Source organism: Paenibacillus sp. J31R98 (assembly GCF_056269245.1).
In genome coordinates, this window is record NZ_JBWDNO010000001.1 from 648796 (window position 1) to 668218 (window position 19423).

At 51.8% G+C, this 19423-nt stretch carries 14 protein-coding genes and 1 pseudogene; 12 read left to right on the forward strand and 3 right to left on the reverse strand.

What is annotated here, in order from left to right:
- Positions 1-356 precede the first annotated feature (356 nt).
- From nirB (AC0YNX_RS02940) to AC0YNX_RS02970, 7 genes and pseudogenes are all read left to right on the forward strand, one after another.
- Positions 357-2789, forward strand: coding sequence for a nitrite reductase large subunit NirB (gene nirB / locus AC0YNX_RS02940; RefSeq protein ID WP_475814142.1), 2433 nt, complete (start codon positions 357-359; stop codon positions 2787-2789).
- A 25-nt stretch (positions 2790-2814) separates the two neighbouring features.
- A complete protein-coding gene (nirD, locus tag AC0YNX_RS02945) occupies positions 2815-3150 on the forward strand; it encodes a nitrite reductase small subunit NirD (RefSeq protein WP_475814143.1) in 336 nt (111 codons plus the stop codon).
- 31 nt (positions 3151-3181) lie between these two features.
- Positions 3182-4366 carry a nitrate/nitrite transporter gene (locus tag AC0YNX_RS02950; RefSeq protein ID WP_475814144.1) on the forward strand — a complete coding sequence of 395 codons (1185 nt, stop codon included), beginning with the start codon at positions 3182-3184 and terminating at the stop codon, positions 4364-4366.
- A gap of 75 nt (positions 4367-4441) precedes the next feature.
- The gene (gene nirB, locus AC0YNX_RS02955) at positions 4442-6829 is read left to right on the forward strand and encodes a nitrite reductase large subunit NirB (protein WP_475814145.1); all 2388 of its coding nucleotides are present in this window, start codon (positions 4442-4444) and stop codon (positions 6827-6829) included.
- A 49-nt stretch (positions 6830-6878) separates the two neighbouring features.
- Positions 6879-9011: an assimilatory nitrate reductase catalytic subunit NasC gene (gene nasC / locus AC0YNX_RS02960; protein ID WP_475815167.1), complete on the forward strand. Its 2133-nt coding sequence runs from the start codon at positions 6879-6881 to the stop codon at positions 9009-9011.
- Positions 9012-9286: 275 nt separating this feature from the next.
- Positions 9287-10171 carry an NAD(P)-dependent oxidoreductase gene (locus AC0YNX_RS02965; RefSeq protein ID WP_475815168.1) on the forward strand — a complete coding sequence of 295 codons (885 nt, stop codon included), beginning with the start codon at positions 9287-9289 and terminating at the stop codon, positions 10169-10171.
- Between the two features lie 187 nt (positions 10172-10358).
- Positions 10359-10508: pseudogene (locus AC0YNX_RS02970) on the forward strand (ketol-acid reductoisomerase); the annotation flags it as partial.
- Positions 10509-11243: 735 nt separating this feature from the next.
- On the opposite strand, the gene AC0YNX_RS02975 reads toward AC0YNX_RS02970, so the two are convergent.
- From AC0YNX_RS02975 to AC0YNX_RS02985, 3 genes are all read right to left on the reverse strand, one after another.
- Positions 11244-11507, reverse strand: coding sequence for a hypothetical protein (locus tag AC0YNX_RS02975; RefSeq protein ID WP_475814146.1), 264 nt, complete (start codon positions 11505-11507; stop codon positions 11244-11246).
- A gap of 120 nt (positions 11508-11627) precedes the next feature.
- Positions 11628-12041, reverse strand: a complete 414-nt coding sequence (locus AC0YNX_RS02980) for a VOC family protein (protein WP_475814147.1) — start codon at positions 12039-12041, stop codon at positions 11628-11630.
- Between the two features lie 113 nt (positions 12042-12154).
- Positions 12155-12667, reverse strand: a complete 513-nt coding sequence (locus tag AC0YNX_RS02985) for a tetratricopeptide repeat protein (protein ID WP_475814148.1) — start codon at positions 12665-12667, stop codon at positions 12155-12157.
- 189 nt (positions 12668-12856) lie between these two features.
- Here AC0YNX_RS02985 and AC0YNX_RS02990 point away from each other — a divergent pair, with 189 nt between their 5' ends.
- The 5 genes from AC0YNX_RS02990 to AC0YNX_RS03010 all read left to right on the forward strand — a co-directional run bounded on the left by AC0YNX_RS02990 (position 12857) and on the right by AC0YNX_RS03010 (position 19294).
- Positions 12857-13837, forward strand: a complete 981-nt coding sequence (locus tag AC0YNX_RS02990) for a substrate-binding domain-containing protein (RefSeq protein WP_475814149.1) — start codon at positions 12857-12859, stop codon at positions 13835-13837.
- Between the two features lie 3 nt (positions 13838-13840).
- A complete protein-coding gene (locus AC0YNX_RS02995) occupies positions 13841-15280 on the forward strand; it encodes a sensor histidine kinase (RefSeq protein WP_475814150.1) in 1440 nt (479 codons plus the stop codon).
- Complete coding sequence (locus AC0YNX_RS03000) at positions 15277-16866, forward strand: response regulator transcription factor (RefSeq protein WP_475814151.1); 1590 nt, start codon at positions 15277-15279, stop codon at positions 16864-16866. Before AC0YNX_RS02995 ends, AC0YNX_RS03000 begins: the two co-directional genes overlap by 4 nt.
- Before the next feature lie 16 nt (positions 16867-16882).
- The gene (xylF, locus tag AC0YNX_RS03005) at positions 16883-17983 is read left to right on the forward strand and encodes a D-xylose ABC transporter substrate-binding protein (protein WP_475814152.1); all 1101 of its coding nucleotides are present in this window, start codon (positions 16883-16885) and stop codon (positions 17981-17983) included.
- Between the two features lie 213 nt (positions 17984-18196).
- Positions 18197-19294 (forward strand): sugar ABC transporter substrate-binding protein, encoded by a 1098-nt coding sequence (locus AC0YNX_RS03010; RefSeq protein ID WP_475814153.1) that lies wholly within the window; start codon positions 18197-18199, stop codon positions 19292-19294.
- Positions 19295-19423 lie beyond the last annotated feature (129 nt).

Below are 19423 nucleotides of genomic sequence, written 5' to 3' on the forward strand. Positions count from 1 at the left end.
AACCTGACATGGAAACCGTATTTGGAGGCGTGAGTTGCACGTTTACCGAATGCTATTCATGTAACAAGACATGAATGGAATAGCTCAATCAACGGTGTTGTGTCACTGTTTTTAAGTGTAAAAACGAACAATAATAGCGATATGAAGACATATCGTTCGCCAAAAAGGGCGATTACAGGCAGCTAGAAACGATTTCGTCGAATTAATCATTGCCAAAACAAATGGTCTACGTTAAAGTATGAATATGGAATGTAAGGAAACGTAACATTAAAAAGTGAATTCTGATGTTGGTAATTATCTTGTCTGCATTAACCTTACACAATAATGTTAGATAGTAGATTGGAGTGTGTGTTTCAATGAAAAAGAAACTTGTTTTGGTAGGAAACGGAATGGCCGGTGTGAATTGCATCGAACAGCTGCTGAAGCTGGCTCCGAACCTTTATGATATTACGATCATCGGCAGTGAGCCGCACCCCAACTATAACCGGATCCTGCTGTCCTCCGTTCTGGCAGGGGACGCTGATATGAAGGATATCGTCATAAACGATTGGTCCTGGTATGAAGAGAACCGCATTACGCTGCACACGGGGCAGACGGTTACGTCAATCGATTCCGATCGTAAGCTGATCGTGACGGATAAAGGTCTTAAGCTTCCATATGATGAGCTGATTATTGCGACAGGCTCCAGCGCTTTCATCCTCCCGGTTCCGGGGGTTGATAAACCGGGCGTTATTGCATTCCGGGATATCCAAGACTGCCAGACAATGATGGAGACGGCGAAGAAATACCGCAAAGCGGTTGTTATCGGCGGCGGCTTGCTCGGTCTTGAAGCAGCGCGTGGGCTGCTTAACTTGAACATGGAAGTAACGGTCGTGCACAAGCACCCTTACATCATGGAGCGCCAGCTGGATCAGACGGCATCGACGATGCTGCGCAGCGAGTTGGAGCAGCAAGGCATGAAGTTCCTGCTTAGCAAGAATACGGAGCGCATTTATGGCAAGAAGCGGATAACGGGTCTGCGGTTCACCGATGGCACGGAAGAAGAGGCGGATCTGATCGTCATGGCCGTCGGGATTCGGCCTAACGTTGCACTGGCACGTCAAGCAGGCATAACAATCAACCAAGGAATCGTCGTTAACGATCTTCTGGAGACGAATCTCCCGAACGTATATGCCGTCGGCGAGTGCGTCGAACACCGCGGAGTCGCTTATGGCCTTGTCGCACCGCTGTACGAGCAAGGCGCGGTCATCGCGAAGCGGCTGGCGGGACTTGCGACGGATGGCTATCACGGTTCGGTCGTCTCGACGAAGCTGAAAGTATCGGGCGTTGACGTATTCTCTGCCGGGGTGTACAACGATCTTCCGGGAGCTCGTTCGGTACGAGTGCAGGATGATTTTGGCGGGGTCTACAAGAAGGTCGTCATTAAAGACGGCAAAGTGATCGGCGCCGTCCTGTTCGGTGATATCACGGACAGCTCGAGATTGTTCAAGATGATTCGTACCAGTGAAGACGTTGAGGGACGCGAGAAAGAAGTGCTGCTCGGCGCGTCCGGTGGAGGCGCTCAGAAATCCGGGGCGGAGCTGGTGGCAGGAATGCCAGAGGATGAAATCGTCTGCGGCTGTAACGGGGTATCCAAAGGTGCGATTATGAATGCGATTAACGAGAAAGGCTGCAGCAGCGTTAACGAAATTAAAGCGTGCACCAAAGCAGGTGGATCCTGCGGCGGCTGTAAACCTCTCGTGGGAGATGTTCTGACGTACGTGCTTGGCGCGGATGGTGTGAAGACAGTGAAGGAAGGCATCTGCGGTTGTACGACGCTTGGCCGCGATGAAGTGGTCGAAGCGATCAAGAATATGCATCTGACGACGTCGAAGGAAGTCATGAATGTCCTCGGCTGGTCGAATACGGAAGGCTGTTCCAAGTGCCGCCCGGCACTCAATTATTACTTAGGCATGATATGGCCGGATGAGCATGAAGACGAGCGCGAATCCCGTTTCGTTAACGAACGTAACCACGCCAATATTCAAAAAGACGGCACGTATTCCGTCGTGCCTCGGATGTACGGCGGCGTGACGACGCCGGCGGATCTGCAGAAGATCGCTAATGTGGCGATTAAATATGACGTACCGCTTGTGAAGATGACCGGCGGACAACGGATTGACTTGCTTGGCGTGAAGAAGGAAGACTTGCCGAAGATGTGGGCCGATCTCGAAATGCCTTCGGGTTATGCATACGGCAAGACGCTGCGTACGGTTAAGACTTGCGTCGGCGAAACCTTCTGCCGTTTCGGCACGCAGGATGCGATGGGCATGGGCATCAAGATGGAGAAGAAGTTCGAGCGTCTGGCAACGCCAGCTAAGTTCAAAATGGCCGTATCGGGCTGCCCGCGCAACTGTGCGGAAGCGACGATCAAAGACTTCGGCGTCGTCGCGATCGACGGGGGCTGGGAGCTGTACATTTCCGGTAACGGCGGAACGAAGCTGCGCGGTTGCGATCTGTTGACCAAAGTGAAGACGGAGGACGAGGTCATGGAATGGTGCGGCGCGTTCATTCAATACTACCGCGAGACGGGCAAATACAACGAACGGACCAGCGAATGGCTGGAACGCATCGGCCTTGATACAGTGAAGGCTGCACTCAAGAAGCAGGAAGAGCGTCTGGCGCTTGTATCGCGCATCGAACACTCGCTCAGCCTGACAAAGGATCCGTGGAAAGAAATTATCGAGAAGGACGAACTGAACAAGACGTTTTCTCCAATGAGCGAAGGAATGCCGGCGTCCACACGATAAGCACATAGAGAAGGAGTTTGGAGAGATGACTAGAGTCCACATTGGCAAAGAAAGCGATATTGCTGAGAAACGTGCGCGGGTTGTACGAATCGGCGAGCTCGAAATCGCCGTGTTTAAGATGACCGGCGGCGAGCTGAAGGCAATCGAGAACCGCTGTCCTCACAAGGGCGGCAAGCTCTCGGAAGGCATCGTTTGCGATCAACATGTATACTGTCCGCTGCACGATTGGAAGATCAGTCTTCAGAACGGGCTCGTACAGGCGCCGGATGACGGCTGTGTAACGACCTATCAGCTCGAGATCGACGGGCAGAGCGGCGATGTTTGGCTTCACCTCCCGAAAAGTCAGACGATCGCATCCTAGGTACGGATAGGCAGGAAGAAGGGGTAGTCACATGAGCATTCCTAAGAACAGACAGATTCAGGCCTTACTGTTATCGACGATCGCCATGGCGGCGTCCTTCATCATATGGAATATGTTTTCTCCGCTTGTCGTCAAGATCAAGGAGCTGTATGACCTGACCGGTTTCCAGTCGAGCGTGCTGGTCGCAGCTCCGGTGCTCCTCGGTTCCGTCATGCGCATCCCGATGGGCATCTACGCTGACCGATACGGCGGCAGGCGCGTATTCTCCGCAACGATGCTGTTCTTGATCGTGCCGCTCTTGGCAGCCAGCTTCGCGTCATCCTATCCGGCCTTGCTGCTCTGCGCGCTGTTCCTAGGCATGGGCGGGTCGACCTTCGCAATCTCGCTGACCTATATCTCCAGGTGGTTTCCGGCCCAGAAGCAAGGTCTTGTGCTTGGCCTTGCGGGGCTTGGGAATCTTGGTGTGGCGGCGGCAAGCTACGGAGTTCCGGTCCTGCATGCGCATACGGGATTGAGTGGTACATTCCGCATCTTGGCGGTCATGATCGGCTTGGTGGCAATCTGCTTTTGGCTGCTGGCGCAGGATTTGCCTAAACCAGCATCGGTCAAAACATTCAAGCAATCTATGACGGTGCTGCGCAAGAAATCGACTTGGCTGCTCTCGTTATTCTACTTCTTGACGTTCGGCGGGTTCGTTGCATTCAGTGTGTACTTGCCGACGCTTCTGAAAGACCAGTTCGAACTTTCGGCGACGGAGGCCGGTCTTCGGACGGCGGTGTTCGTCCTGCTGGCGACGCTCATCCGGCCGCTCGGGGGCTTATGGGCGGATCGGACCGGTTCGCGCCGCGTGCTGGCCGTCGTGTTCTGCGGCATCGCTATTGCCGCATTCATCATGACATTGTCGCTTGAACGGCTTCCGCAATTCACGGCAGGCTGTCTGATGGGCGCGATGTTCCTCGGAATTGGCAATGGTGCCGTATTCAAAGTAGTGCCGGAAGTTTCGCCGCAAGATACAGGTGCCGTAACCGGCATCGTTGGCGCAGCAGGCGGCCTTGGCGGCTTCTTCCCACCGATGCTGCTCGGATTCATTCATGACGCAAGCGGATCGTACGTGTTTGGCTTCATCTTATTGATGGTTTTTACCGCCGTATGCTTTGGTTTCAATGTGTGGACCTTACGCCCTGCCATAGAGAAAGGGGCGACTCACGCCGCATAGCGTCCGACGTATCTGAAGCGAGAGGGTTATACCGCGAAGGATGAAAGTTTTGGTGTGGACAGTGGAGGTAATTGTATGAGGAAAACGAAGCTCGTTGTCATAGGTAACGGTATGGCGGGTGTACGATGTGTCGAGGAAATCCTGAAGCTGGCACCGGACGAATTCTCGGTGACGATCTTCGGAAGCGAGCCGCACCCGAACTACAACCGAATTATGTTGTCGAAGGTCCTGCAGGGAGATACGAAGTTGGCCGACATTACGATCAACGATTGGCAGTGGTATAAAGATAACGGCATTACGCTGCATCCTGGCGATCCCGTTGTCCGGGTCGATACCGAGCGCAAGCAGGTAATCAGCAACAACGGGGTAGTTGTCTCGTACGATAAACTTCTTTTCGCCACGGGTTCCTTGCCGTTCATGCTACCACTGCCTGGCGTCAACTTGCCTGGCGTTACCGCATTCCGGGATATTAAAGACTGCAACACAATGCTGGAAGCTTCCAAAACGTATCGCCGGGCTGCCGTTATCGGCGGCGGCTTGCTTGGATTGGAGGCGGCGCGCGGCTTGCTCAATCTTGGCATGCAGGTCGACGTCATCCACATTAATGAGTATTTAATGGAGCGTCAGCTGGACCGGGAAGCCTCGAGCATGCTGCGCAGGGAGCTGGAGAAGCAGGGGATGAATTTCCTGCTGACCAAGCAAACAGAGAGAATTCTCGGCAAGAAACGGGTCGAAGGACTGCTGTTCAAGGACGGCACGATCATAAACGTAGATCTGATCGTTATCGCTGTCGGCGTTCGTCCGAACGTAAGGCTGGCCGCCGAAGCCGGACTTGAGATCGATAGGGCGATTCTCGTCAACGATTATATGCAAACGAGTATAAAGGATGTCTATGCAGTTGGGGAGTGCGCAGAGCATCGCGGCATGGTTTACGGTATGGTATCTCCGCTGTATGAGCAGGGGAAAGTGCTTGCCAAGCACATCTGCGGCATCGAGACACAAGGGTACGAGGGCTCGATTCTCGCTTCCCATCTGAAAGTATCGGGCGTAGATGTATTCTCGGCCGGCGAGATCCGCGACAGCGCAACAGATGCATCTTATAAATTGTCCAATGGAATCAAAGGCACGTACAAGCGGGTTTTCGTTAAGGAAAGTAAGGTCGTCGGCGCGGTCCTGTTCGGGGACAGCGCAGAAGGCGGTAAGCTGCTCGGTTATATTAAGCAGCAATCGAATGCTTCCGTTTTGGAGAAGGAAGCGGTGCAAGCTTCAGGCGAGGGAGCGGATATGGCGTCAATCGCGGCAATGTCCGACAAAGATGCCATTTGTTCCTGCAATGGCGTAAGCAAAGGTGCAATCGTATCAGCAATTCGCGAGAACGGTCTGGAAACGTTCGAGCAAGTGCGCAGCTGTACGAAGGCTTCCAGCTCATGCGGCGGTTGTAAACCGCTCGTGTGCTCGATTTTGGATTATACGCTTGCGAACGAAGAAGAGCCGGAGCCGCCGAAGATAACGGTGTGCACTTGTACCAATCTGAGCCATAACGAGCTTCGCGTTGCGATTGCCGGCGGCAGCGAGACGCATCCAGCTGCGGTAAGACATTCACTCGGTTGGAAGACTGAGAATGGCTGCGACGTGTGCCAAGCGGCTTTAACGTATTATATTGGAGTTCATGCTTTTGTGAGGAAGGCGAAGGTCGAGGATTCGTCTGAAGCTGATTCGGAGCATAAAGGTGCAAGTCTTGCCTTCTCGCATCTAGCTGACGGCACGTATTCGATCATGCCGCGCATGTATGGCGGAATTACGAATGCGGATCAGCTGCGACGCATTGCCGAAGTCGTGGATCGTTTCAGAATTCCGCACGTGAAGCTGACGAGCACGGGCGGCCTGGATCTGCAAGGAATTGCCGCCGAGCAGGTTGCCGCCGTTGGTGCGGCGCTGGCTATGCCGCTGGCGGCATCCAGATATGGCAAGCCGCTTGGCGCGGTCATTACCTGTGCAGGTCCGAAGTATGATTCGGGGGCATGGCGCGATTCGGTGGAGCTGGGCGCGCGGCTGGAATGGATGCTCGAAGGTCTTGCTTTCCCGGCTGAATTTACAGCGGCAGTGTCCGGCAGTCCGATGCATCGCGCAGGGACGTTGACCGCCGACCTCGGTCTTGTTGGGACGCCGGCAGGCTGGGAGATCTATGCAGGCGGCAGCCGAGTCAAGGAGCTGCGGACGCCGCAGTTGCTTGGCGTATGCAGCAGTGACGAAGAGGCAATCGACATCGCGGCGGCTTTCGCCCTGTGGTACCGCAAAGAAGCGGAATATGGAGAACATGCATGGCAGTGGATGGAACGTATTGGCCTTATTCCGCTTCGTGAAGGACTGTTCAATAGCGATATTCGGGATCAGCTTCTGGCTAATGTACCTGCCGCGGATCATGTGAAACCGTTAGCTGAAGCGTTAAGCAGATCCATCTAAGGTCAAGAACCGGCAGCGGCCAATGGATCAGGAGGAAATGGCAATGAAAATGATGCAGCAGCAGGATCAGATGGTTGGCGCGGCTCCCATCCTGAAAGTGATGGAAACCCAATGCCCGTTCTGCAGCGTTCAGTGCAAAGCGGTGGTGACCGAGCGTTGGGAGCCCGGGGCTGCAAAGCCGATCTATACCGTGGAGCCGAAGATGAATAAGGCTTCCGAAGGGCGGCTCTGTATTAAAGGGATGAATGCTTACCAGCATTCGCTTCATCGGGAACGACTGACTGTGCCGATGCGCAGAGAAGGGGAGCGCTTCGTTCCGATCTCCTGGGAACATGCACTCGAGCTCATCGGCCAGCAATTCACCGAGCTGCAGGAGCGATTCGGCCGCGATACGGTCGGGGTATATGGCGGCGGCTCGCTGACGAATGAATCCGCTTATTTGCTTGGCAAGTTCGCACGTGTTGCGCTGCGGAGCAAATATATCGATTACAATGGACGGTTCTGCATGTCTGCCGCTGCTTCGGCTAGCAACAAGACGTTCGGCATCGATCGGGGGCTTACCAATCCGCTGTCCGATATTCCTTTGGCCAAATGCATCATTCTCGCCGGAACGAACATCGCAGAGTGCCAGCCGACGCTCATGCCTTATTTTACAAGGGCGAAAGAGAACGGTTCCTTCATTATCGCGATCGATCCGCGCGAGACGGGAACGACGCGGATAGCCGATCTGCATCTGAAGGTGAAGCCGGGCATGGATGCTGCGCTCGCGAACGGATTACAGAAGGTACTGCTCGAGGAAGGGCTGCTTGATGAAGCGTTCATGCAGGAGCGGACGAAAGGATTCGCGGAACTAAAGGCACACCTAGAGGTGCTTGATCTGGAAGAGATTTCGCAGCTGACGGGCGTCTCGGTCACGAACATCCGCAAAGCTGCGATCACGTACGGAAAGTCGAGCACGGCGATGGTCTTCACCGCCCGCGGCGTTGAGCAGCAGACTGACGGTTACATGGCGGTGCGCAGCTTCCTTAATATGGTGCTCATGACCGGCAAGATCGGCAAACCAGGCTCCGGGTATGGCGCCGTGACCGGTCAAGGCAACGGGCAAGGCGGACGCGAACATGGACAGAAAGCCGATCAGCTGCCAGGCTATCGGCTGATCGAGAATCCGGTCGACCGAGCGTATATCGCGGACGTATGGGATATTGAGCCTGAGGAGCTGCCTGGAAAAGGTGTATCCGCGTATGAGATGATGGAGAAGGTGCATGCGCAGGAGATTCGGGGCATGCTCGTGATGGGCTCCAACCCGATCGTCTCGAATCCGAATGCCAATTTCGTCGAGGAAGGGCTCCGCAAGCTTGATTTCCTCGTTGTTGCCGATATGTTCATGTCGGAGACGGCGCGTCTGGCTGATCTGATCCTCCCGGTGACCTCTTATATGGAGAATACAGGGACGCTAACGAATCTAGAGGGACGTGTGTTGCTGCGCGAAGCGAGCCGTCCTGCTCTCGGCGAGTCGCGTGACGACTGGCGAATTCTGTGCGATATCGCGAACCAGCTGGGCCGGGGCCAGTATTTTGAATTCGGCAGTGCCGAAGATATTTTCGAAGAGCTGCGAGTCGCGAGCCAAGGCGGCATCGCAGATTACTACGGCATTACCTATGAGCGGCTTCGCTTGGAAGAAGGGGTCTATTGGCCTTGTCCGTCCCCGGGCGAAGTGAATACCGGCCGACTGTTCGAGCAGCAATTCGCCCATGCCGACGGCAAAGCGGAGCTTGTTTCGGTCGACAATCATATGCCGGCCGAACTGACGGATGAAACGTACCCGCTGTATCTGACGACCGGCCGTGTGCTTTCGCAATATTTGACCGGTGTACAGACGCGCCGGAGTCACTCCTTGGCCGCTCGTGATGTGGAATCGTTCGTGGAGCTGCATCCGAAGACGGCTAAGGCTTATCGGATCTCCGATGGCGAGCTGGTGCGTATGACTTCACGCCGCGGCAGCATTGTCGTTCGCAGCAAGGTGACGACAGACATCCGGCAGGATACCGTATTCGTGCCGATGCATTGGGGCGATTCCCAGAACGTGAATAAAATTACCAATCAGGCACTCGATCCGACATGTCGGATGCCTGGCTTCAAGGTATGCGCAGTAAATATCGAGCCGCTTACGAGCGGGGCTTAATCTATAGGAAGATAAGGAGACTCGGCTTGCCGGGTCTCTCTTTTTCGTGGTTTGTGTAAGCGTGCGTTGATGAGAGATAATAGCGCAACAAGGATAGGCTGCCGCATCGACTCGGCAGCCTATTCCGCTGACGGACAATTTTGCTAATCAGTGGTCAATCTGTCAATGGAATTAGTGGTTCCGCAAACGGGAGTTAAGTTGAATAGAAAGAAATGATAAAATAAAGAAAACGAAGGACGTTCTGACAGTCTCTTATTTAAAGGAGTGCATTTATGATGCTTAAACAAGACAATACTGTAATTGGTTTTATTGGTACTGGCGTAATGGGTAAAAGCATGGCCGGTCATCTGTTGAAGGCTGGATATTCTTTAATCGTTTATAATCGGACAAAAAGTCGGTCAGATGAACTGATCGCTCAGGGCGCAGTTTGGAAGGATACTGTAGCGGAGGTTGTTTCACAAGCCAATGTTGTTATTACTATGGTGGGATATCCTAAAGATGTGGAAGAAATCTATTTTGGACATGACGGAATCATATCTAATGCGAAAGCAGGCACATATGTCATTGATATGACAACATCTACACCATCATTGGCGAGAAGAATTTATTTGGAATCGAAAAATAATGGCATTTACGCAGTTGACGCGCCGGTTTCCGGTGGCGATATTGGAGCAAGAGAAGCCAGATTAGCGATCATGGTTGGTGGAGACGCTTCTGCTTTCGAAGCACTTCTTCCGATTTTTCAAATCATCGGCAAGAATATTCAATTGCAAGGCGATTCAGGTGCCGGACAACATACAAAGATGTGCAACCAAATTGCAATAGCATCCAATATGATTGGTGTCTGTGAAGCGATCGTATATGCTGAAAGAGCAGGACTTGATCCTGATACCGTATTGAAAAGCATAGAAACCGGAGCAGCCGGAAGCTGGTCATTAAGTAATCTAGGACCGCGAATGATCAGTGGAAACTTCGAGCCCGGCTTTTATGTCAAACACTTCATCAAAGATATGGGGATTGCTCTTGATGCTGCCAAAGAAATGGGATTATTAACACCTGGGCTTGAATTAGCCAAATCATTATATGATGAGCTTGCAAGCAAAGGGGAAGAGAACAGCGGCACTCAAGCATTGTACAAGCTTTTGGCAGGTAAGGTTTAATATTGCAAATCCTTTATTTCGCCGGTTGGCCAGTACATTGTTGAGCTAACGAGCAGGTTTGTTAGTTTAAGAGCGGGAATAATATATGTACGATAAAAGGGGCAGTCCCAAAAGTCATTTAAATGACTTATGGGACTGCCCCTTTGGTTTTTAAGTTATGGGAGATGGCTGATAACGCGGTAAGACAATTGCAATTATCGTTTACAGTTCCCAAGGTCATGCCCAAGCCCAAAACCTGCGCGACAGAGGACTAAAAGTCATCTTCAGTCTTCGCGCCGAGCAAATCCGCCGAAAAAGCGAACTTGGAGAAGCTGTCAAACTAGCTGCCGTTGTTCAAACTTAATGCCGGATGTTAGCTGAGAGAACGTATATGTACTCTCACCACCGAAACCTGCAAACTAACCAAGATTCTGGAACTGAGAGCACACATATGTGCTCTCAGCAGTCAAAAAGCGCCGAAAATTTGCTGAGAGAACGTATATGTGCTCTCACCATGCCCCTCAGTAAATTCGACTAGTAATTTCCTCGCTGAGAGAGGATATAACCGAAATCGCCGGAGAATGCCGCCCATTCCCGTAAAGAGAGGGAAAACCCGCTCTCAGCCCTCAAAATCACGGAAACAGCATGCTGAGAGAGGGGAAAGCCGCTCTCGGAGTCCAAAATCACCGTAGAAGCAGCCTTTTCCCTGCAAAGAGAGGGAAAAGCCGCTTCCAGCCCTCAAAATCGCGAAACAGCATGCTGAGAGAGGAAAAAGCCGCTCTCGGTTCCGAATTCTCACCACGCGAAGACGCCACGATGGCTCAGCGTCAAGCGCAACAAAAAGAAGCCGAGAGCTCAAATCCTGATCTCTTGGCTTCGTTCTCTCGTCTTCAATCCCTCGCCTTCAATCTCTCGGCTCCAATCCCTCGCCTTCAATCTCTCGGCTCCAATCCCTCGCCTTCAATCTCTCGGCTCCAATCCCTCGCCTTCAATCTCTCGGCTCCAATCCCTCGGCTCCAATCTCTCGCCTTCAATCTCTCGCCTTCAATCTCTCGGCTTCAATCCCTCGCCTTCAATCTCCAGCTTCTTCCCCTCAACGCTTGCGAAGCATCTTCGTGTTCAGCCAAGCGCTGCTCGTCGGCTGCGGATTGCGCTGGCCCGCTTGATCGTTGATGCTACGGTTGACGGCGATCTGTCCGCCTTGGGTCGCTGCGAAACCGACGTGGCGGTTGATCATGCCGCCGCTTTCCGCTGTTTGAATGATTTTAATATTCTTTTTGATGATATTGCCGTAGTGAATCGAAATGTTGTAGGTGATGTTTACTATTTTTTTGTAGGAACGGTGTTTACTGCCCATCTCTCATCCTCCAATCCTATTTGCTCTACGATATGAATCTATGAGAGAGGGGAGTTGTGCGCATGTCCGGCCAAATAAAAAAAGGACAGCCATTAACTGGCTTGTCCTCTTCGCGAAAACCTATTGTTCCATGTTGAACTGCCACAGAATGCCGAACTTATCTGTCGCTTGTCCATAAAGCTTGCTCCAGAAAGTCTCTTGAAGCGGCATTGTAGCTGTGCCATCACCGCTAATGCGGTTGTAAACACGCGTAAGCTCTTCTGTATCATTAATAACGAGCGCAAGCGTGATGTTATTGCCCATCGTGAGCGGCATGCCCGGGAAAGTATCGGAGAACATGAGGTCGCTTCCGTAAGCATGGATGCGAGCGTGCATGATATGCTTTTCAGTTCCTGGTGGAAGCGGGTAATCCGGATGTGCCGGCACGCTGTCGAATGTAGCGAGGTTCGTTACTTCGACATTGAACACTTCAGCGTAGTATTCTACAGCTTCGCGTGTATTGCCTGGAAAATTGAGGTATGCACTGATTGCCATTACGATCACGCCTCCAAAGGTTTAGTAGATTTTGGCACAGAAGTACCTTCAATAGTTTATCATGTCCGATGCCAAAAGCAAATTTCGTCTTCAGCAAGACATCCCGCATTCAGCTATTTCTCCGCAGTTTCATCCAGGTCTTCTTTGTAAGCCAGTATGCCGCGTTTGAAATAATGCAGCTTCTCGTCGGTGGTCGTTTCCATCAGGTTCTGAATGAGCAGTTCTACGCTCTCCTTGTAGCTCTTGCTGTTGTACAGCGCCATGGCAAGGAACACTTGAATCGCCCTGTTCTCAGGGAATTCCTCACGACCCATACGCAGCGTCTCGACCGCTTCGTCGTACTGTCCCCAATACCGATAGGTGCTGCCGAGCCCCTTGAGGCATCGTTCGCGATCGGCGCCGGATAAGCCCAGCTCAAGCGCCTTCACATAATACGGAATGGCTTCTTTACCGAGACCCGTGTTGTCATGCACGATGCCGGTCTGATAGTTAACTTCTGCATCATCAGGATATTCAACTAATAATGACAATAATTGCGCCCGAACTTCACTCAGCAGCGCTTGATCCTGTTTAGCGCGGCCTTCTTCACGTTTCTCAATCAATTTCACAAGCTGTTCTCTTCCCATACATGCACCATCCTAACTCTAATACGGCATTAACAAAGATGGACTTATTTTAGCACAACGGCTGGTATCCTTTGTATAAGTTTCCAGTGGAAAATCGTGCAGGGTCGGGAACATATTTTACAATCATTTTCGAAACGATATAATCATGGTAGAATGACGGTGAAAATCGCGCAAGCTGAGGGAGAATATATGAAGAAGCCCATTTTTTATTCCATCATCGGAATTAGCTTGGCCGCCTTGGCTGTTACGCTCTATTCCATGTTCACGCTATATTCCAACGACCTTGGCATGTCGAACGTTTCGGAGCCTGTGCTGACGACGTCCAAGCCTCATATCGTTATTATTTCTCAGGAGCAGGGCAGCTATATGATGAACGAAATCCAGCGAGGGGCGCGGGATGCGGCGGCGTCGCACGGCATGGCCATCGAATTCTGGGGAGTCTACCGCTCGAATGTGGAAGAGTTGATTAAGCAGGTCGATATTGCAATCGCTTCCAAAGTCGACGGAATCATCATCGAAGGCGTTGACCGACCTGACTTCGTGGAGATGGTCAATAAAGCGATCTTCAGCGGGATTCCGGTCGTGACCATCCAATCCGATTCGCCGGGCAGCCTGCGCAAGTCGTACGTCGGCTCGGACCACTATCAAGAAGGGATTCTGATGGGGAAGCATATCGCACAGAAGCTGAATGGGCAAGGCACGGTAGGCGTCATTACGAATACGGAGGCGTCTGATACGGACAAGCTGCGGCAGCAAGGCTTGCATGAAGTGCTGAAGAACTATCCGTCGATCAAGCTTGTTACCGCTTCACACGACAATGCGAATGCGCCTGCGAACATGCAGACCTTCGACATTCTGAATCATTATCCGGCTGCGAACGCATTCATTGGCCTGCCGACAGAGTCCGGAAGAAGCATCGTGCAAGCAGGAGGAGCCCGTTCGCATTCCAGCCATTACCAAGTATTTATGTTCGACGATTCCCCGCAGACGATGAAGCTAATCCAGGAGAACATCGTGGAGTCCGGATTGTCGCAGCATTATGAGGAAATGGGCAAAATGAGCGTCGATCTCGTTAAACGTTGGCTCGATAGCGACAGGCTGCCGCTGCACAACAGTTATTTTACTCCCATCAGCGTCGTGGATTCGGCGGATGAAGGAGGCGACAAATAACCGATGAAGACGATCCGCAGCAAAATGATGCTTTTGTCCATTCTCATCTGGATCATTATGGCGCTTATCTGGCTGTCGATGAGTGCGTTCAATCAGAAGACGGTAGAGCAATATAACCAGATCTTGCAGCGTTATTTGCTCATGAATCAAGCTTCCCAGCAGAGCCAGCAGACTTTAACCTCCTTGAATAACTATCGTATTACTCCGACTGAGGCGAACCTTAGGCTGTATGAGGATGATAATAACACGCTGTTCCATACAAAGTCCGAGCTAAGCTGGCTTCGTAATCCGAACAATGAGATGACCTTGGATAACTTTCAGAATATGATTGAGAGCCAGTCTGAAGCGATGGACCTCGTCATTCGCTTCCAGAAGGACAATGACGAAGACTCGGTTGCCAAGAAATTCGACGAGGCATCGAACATTTCCAAATATATATCCGAGACAACGCTCACGCTGATCAGCGGCGAGCAGAAGACGTATGACGCGTTCTACCGCAAAATCATCAAGCGCAGCAATGATTTGTTCCGTATGGGCTTCTGGACGCTGGCCCTCGTATCGCTGCTCCTCCTGTTGTTCTCATTCCGCTTCGTTAACAGCGTTACTCAGCCGATTCTGAAGCTGACGCAAGGGGCGCGCGAGCTCTCGCGCGGTAATTTCCAGAAGCCGATAGAGATCGGCAATAACGACGATATGGCTTTTCTCGCCAGAACGCTAGATAATATGAGGCTGAACATCGGTAATTTATTCGATGAGATCCAGAGCAAAGCGCAGCTCGAATATGATCTGCATAAGCATAAGCTGATGCTGAAGGAAAGTGAATTGAAGAGCTTGCAGAGCCAGATTAATCCGCATTTTCTGTTCAATACGCTGAATATGCTTTCGAAGGAAGCGTTTCTGGCTGGCGCTGACAAGACGAGTGAGCTGATCAGCTCCGTTGCCGGCATGCTGCGTTACAATCTGCGCAGAATGGACAGCCGTGTGTCGCTGCGCGATGAGGTCGAGGTGCTGGAAGAGTATCTAACCATTCAGAAGGCGCGGTTCGATGACAGACTGACCGTCATTCGCGAGATCGACGAGGAGGCGCTTGATATCGAGGTGCCGATCTTGATTCTGCAGCCGCTGGCTGAGAACGTATTTATATATGCCATCGAACCCTCTGAGCATGGCGGGACATTGACGCTGCGCGTGAAGCAAGAGCAGGATCATGTCATTGTTCAAGTTGAGGATACTGGACAAGGCATGAGCATGGAGCAAATCGAGAAGCTGCTGTCCGAAGAGGAGAGCTCCACTTATAAAGGCCATTCAACCGGAATCGGCATTCGCAACGTCCTGCATCGACTTCAGTTGTTCTATGGTGTTGAAGACATTATTGCGATAGATTCAAAAATCGGCGAAGGAACATGCATTACGCTTACGCTTCCGAGGGGGAAACAACAATGATACGCGTACTAATTGTAGATGATGAGCCGATAGAACGGATTGCCTTGCAAAAGATAATTACGGAAGGCTTCGGCGAGGTCGAGGTCGTAGGACAGGCTGCCAACGGCAGGGAAGCGATTGAGCAGACGATGCTGTTAAAGCCGGACCTCATAACGATGGACATCAAGATGCCAGGATTAAGCGGACTTGAGGCGATCCAAGGGATTAAGGCGGCAGGCATTCGAACCAAGTTCATTATGGTGACCGCATATGATACGTTTGAGTTCGCCAGACAAGCACTGCAGCTCGGCGTTAGCGATTATTTGCTCAAGCCAAGCAAGAAAGCGGTCATTCTTGAAACGATCGGCAAAGTCGTAGATGAGATTGTTGCAGAGCGAATGGAGCAAGAGCGCCAGCAACTGGAATCGGAACGATTGCGGAAGATGCTGCCGATTGTGGAAGCGGATATCGTGTCCCAGCTCTTGTTCGATGATGTGCAATCTGTTCATCTGAGCGAGAACATTGAGCTGCTGGGCGTGCCGGGGTCAAGGGGCGGCTTCGTCGTCAACCTGCTGCTCTCGGATTCGAAGAAGGGTGACGCCGTGCCAGGCGAGCTTGAGCAGCTGTACGACACGATTATCGCGCAGCTGAACGATGCTTCGATCCATTATTGGATCGGCAAGCTATCCGGTAAGCAAGTGCCGATTATCATATTCATCTCTGGCGAGCTATCCTATCGCAATCACGCCGTTGGAATCGGCCGGAAGCTGGTTCAGCTCGTCCAGCGGCATAGCGAGTTTGAACCCTTCGCCGGCATTGGCGGCTTATGCATCGACATTGGGGATGCGATGCGCAAGTCGTATCATGAAGCGCTTCTTGCTTCCGTTGATCTCACCATACCTGCGCGATTCCGATTGTATGAAGATCTGCCGCAGCATGAAGATGTCCCAGCTCGAATCGAGACGCTCGAGATGGAGAAGAACGTACTGGAAGAAGTCCGTCGCGGCAGCTGGGAAGCAGCGGCTGATCTAGCTAACCAAATGATTGATGCTTATGAAGGAGCCGGCGAGCAGATCGGCATGGCGCAGCAGCGCATCTTCGAAGTGCTGATCATCGTCACGCGGATGCTGCATGAGATGGGCGTCGGCGTGGATAAGCCCTATTATCCGAGCCAAGCGGCAAGCTATGTGCAGCTCAAAGCCGAGACTCGTGCCATCTTTAACCGGCTCGCACAGACGGCTGCTGCGCTGGAAGGAGAGATGGAGTCCGATCTCTTGCTAACGCTGAAGCGCTATATTAAAGAACATGCGCATGAGGAATTATCGCTTGAGCGCATCGCGGCACATGTGGATCGCAATCCGTTCTATGTCAGCAAGCTGTTCAAAGAATATTTTGGCATGAATTATATTGATTATCTGACCGAATGCCGGGTAGAGACAGCGAAACAATTGATGCAAGAAACCGATAAGAGCTTGAAGGAAATTACGTTCGATATCGGCTATAATGACCCGAATTATTTCAGCCGCGTATTCAGGAAGATTGTCGGCAGCACGCCAACCGATTACCGGAAGCAGCTGCTGCGTCCGCCCGCGAAGAAACAGAGCTAAGGAGCGATGATCCTTGATGCCTATACAGAAATTTCATAAAGCAATTGGCGCCGCAATGATCATCGCTGCACTTGTGCTCAATTCATCCTGTTCGGTGCTGCAATCGGATAAAGGGAAGATCGGCGAAGCGCTGAAACAGCCGGAGAGGACGGAGCACGTTCGCGCTGCTGGCGACGACGATCAGCTCGTCATCGGGTTATCTATTGATACTCTTGAAGAGGAGCGGTGGGTGAAGGACCGCGACTTGTTCAAGGCGGCCGTGGAGGAGCTTGGCGCGAAGGTCGATGTTCAGGCGGCAAACGGAGATGACGCGAAGCAGATCGCGCAAGCGGAGAATATGATTTCGAGCGGCGTTGATGTGCTCGTCGTTGTGCCGCATGATGCCGAAGCGTGCGCGGCCATCGTGGCGAAGGCGCATCAAGCTGGCATAAAGGTCATCTCTTATGACCGGCTCATCTTGAATTCTGACGTCGACCTGTACATTTCCTTCGACAATGAGAAGGCGGGCGAGCTTCAGGCCGAGGCAATCGTGAAGCAAGTGCCGAAGGGCAATTATGTCTTGATTGAAGGCGCGGATACAGACAATAACGCCCATATGTTCAAGCAAGGCCAGATGAACATCATTAAGCCGCTCGTGGATAATGGCGACATCAAGATCGTGTATGACCAGTTCACGAAGGAATGGATTCCGTCCAATGCCAGAGCCAATATGGAGGTTGCGTTGAATGCGAATCAAGGTCATATTGACGCTGTTATTGCAGCCAATGACGGAACGGCTGGCGGAGTCATCAGTACGCTCGCAGACCACCATCTGGCCGGCAAGATCCCGGTCTCCGGGCAGGATGCCGAGCTTGCGGCTGCGCAGCGGATTGTGGAAGGAACGCAGACGATGACCGTATACAAGCCGATCCCGAAGTTGGCGGAGGCTGCGGCTGAGCTCGCGGTCAAGCTGGCGAAGGGTGAGGATGTAAGCACCGATCGGAAGGTGTTCAACAAGAAGATTGATGTCCCTGCCATTCTGCTCGAACCGATCGCCGTCGATTCGAACAATATGGAGGAGACAATCATTGCCGACGGCTTTCATAAGAAGGCAGACATCTACCGCAATGTGAAATAGACGCACAATCGGACGCTTCAGCTTATAGCTGGGGCGTTTTTCTTTTGCCATCAGGGAGGTCTGTTGCAGCTCTTTGCTCTCAAGCTTGTCTCGGAATCACAAAATAGTGTAGATGGTATAAAAAAAGTGCTAATGTATAGCGCTTTCATGATGTTTGACCGGTGCTATAGTTGCAATGTAAGCGTTTTAGAAAAACCGAAAGGGGAAACAAACATGAAAAAAGGATTCAAAGCAGTAGCGCTTCTGGTCGTCATTATGCTGTTCGCAGCAGTTGTAGCGGCTTGCGGTAAGAGCGAGAAAGTAAGCGTAGGTATCGTACTTCCAACGAAGGATGAGCCGCGTTGGGTACAAGACGAGCAGCGCTTCAAGGACGCGCTCAAAGGCACGGATTATACGACGGAGATTCTGTTCAGCCAAGGTTCCTCAGCGAAAGAGAAAGAGAACGTTGAGACACTTATCAATAAAGGCATTCAAGTATTGATCATCTGTCCTCAAGACGGCGATGCAGCTGCAGCAGCAGTTGAAGCTGCGAAGAAAGCAGACGTTAAAGTAATCTCTTATGACCGTTTGATCACGAAAACAGACGCAGTTGACTACTACGTTACATTCGACAGCGTTGCAGTAGGTAAAGCACAAGCGCAATACCTGGTTGACCACGCGAAAGGCAGCGGCGAGCCACTGTACCTGTACGCTGGCGCAGCTTCCGACAATAACGCATTCCTGTTCTTCGAAGGCGCATGGTCGGTGCTTCAACCGAAGATCGCTGACGGCACATTCAAGATCGCAAACTCCAGCGAAGCTGAAGCTCTGAAAGGCAACGCAACATTGGAGCGCGACCAAATGAGCAAGCTCATCGGTCAAATCACGACAAACTGGGATGCAAACGAAGCGAAGAACAAAGCACAAACTCACTTGACTGCAGCAGCAGCTGACATGAAAGGCGATGTTGCTATCCTTGCGCCTAACGATGGCACAGCACGTTCAATCGCAGACGTATTCGGTACAGATAAAGAAGTGAAGAGCTTCGTGATCTCGGGTCAAGATGCTGAGAAAGCTTCCATCCAATATGTTATTGACGGCAAGCAATCGATGACGGTATTCAAAGACGTTCGTAACCTTGTTAAAGACGCAATGGGCATGGCGCTGTCGATCCTCGATAACAAAACAGTTGAAACAACTGGCGAGTACGACAACGGCAGCATCAAAGTACCAGCGAAGCAAACGGATGTCATCGTAGTTGACAAAGACAACGTGAAATCGGCTCTGATCGATTCCGGCTACTACAAAGCTAGCGACTTCCAAGGGCTGTAATCCATAAAAGGTTCTTCGAGGAATAGTGATAGGTCATCTATCACTATTCTTCGATTCATCATTCAGGATTGCCTGTCATGTGGATGCCGCCAAGTAAACACCTGAATGATTTAGTTAAGGAGTGCGAAA

Excerpts from the sequence above, each read along its gene's own strand:
- nirB (WP_475814142.1), top strand. The coding sequence starts at position 357 with ATGAAAAAGAAACTTGTTTTGGTAGGAAACGGAATGGCCGGTGTGAAT.
- nirD (WP_475814143.1), top strand. The coding sequence starts at position 2,815 with ATGACTAGAGTCCACATTGGCAAAGAAAGCGATATTGCTGAGAAACGT.
- AC0YNX_RS02950 (WP_475814144.1), top strand. The coding sequence starts at position 3,182 with ATGAGCATTCCTAAGAACAGACAGATTCAGGCCTTACTGTTATCGACG.
- nirB (WP_475814145.1), top strand. The coding sequence starts at position 4,442 with ATGAGGAAAACGAAGCTCGTTGTCATAGGTAACGGTATGGCGGGTGTA.
- nasC (WP_475815167.1), top strand. The coding sequence starts at position 6,879 with ATGATGCAGCAGCAGGATCAGATGGTTGGCGCGGCTCCCATCCTGAAA.
- AC0YNX_RS02965 (WP_475815168.1), top strand. The coding sequence starts at position 9,287 with ATGCTTAAACAAGACAATACTGTAATTGGTTTTATTGGTACTGGCGTA.
- AC0YNX_RS02975 (WP_475814146.1), bottom strand. The coding sequence starts at position 11,507 with ATGGGCAGTAAACACCGTTCCTACAAAAAAATAGTAAACATCACCTAC.
- AC0YNX_RS02980 (WP_475814147.1), bottom strand. The coding sequence starts at position 12,041 with ATGGCAATCAGTGCATACCTCAATTTTCCAGGCAATACACGCGAAGCT.
- AC0YNX_RS02985 (WP_475814148.1), bottom strand. The coding sequence starts at position 12,667 with ATGGGAAGAGAACAGCTTGTGAAATTGATTGAGAAACGTGAAGAAGGC.
- AC0YNX_RS02990 (WP_475814149.1), top strand. The coding sequence starts at position 12,857 with ATGAAGAAGCCCATTTTTTATTCCATCATCGGAATTAGCTTGGCCGCC.
- AC0YNX_RS02995 (WP_475814150.1), top strand. The coding sequence starts at position 13,841 with ATGAAGACGATCCGCAGCAAAATGATGCTTTTGTCCATTCTCATCTGG.
- AC0YNX_RS03000 (WP_475814151.1), top strand. The coding sequence starts at position 15,277 with ATGATACGCGTACTAATTGTAGATGATGAGCCGATAGAACGGATTGCC.
- xylF (WP_475814152.1), top strand. The coding sequence starts at position 16,883 with ATGCCTATACAGAAATTTCATAAAGCAATTGGCGCCGCAATGATCATC.
- AC0YNX_RS03010 (WP_475814153.1), top strand. The coding sequence starts at position 18,197 with ATGAAAAAAGGATTCAAAGCAGTAGCGCTTCTGGTCGTCATTATGCTG.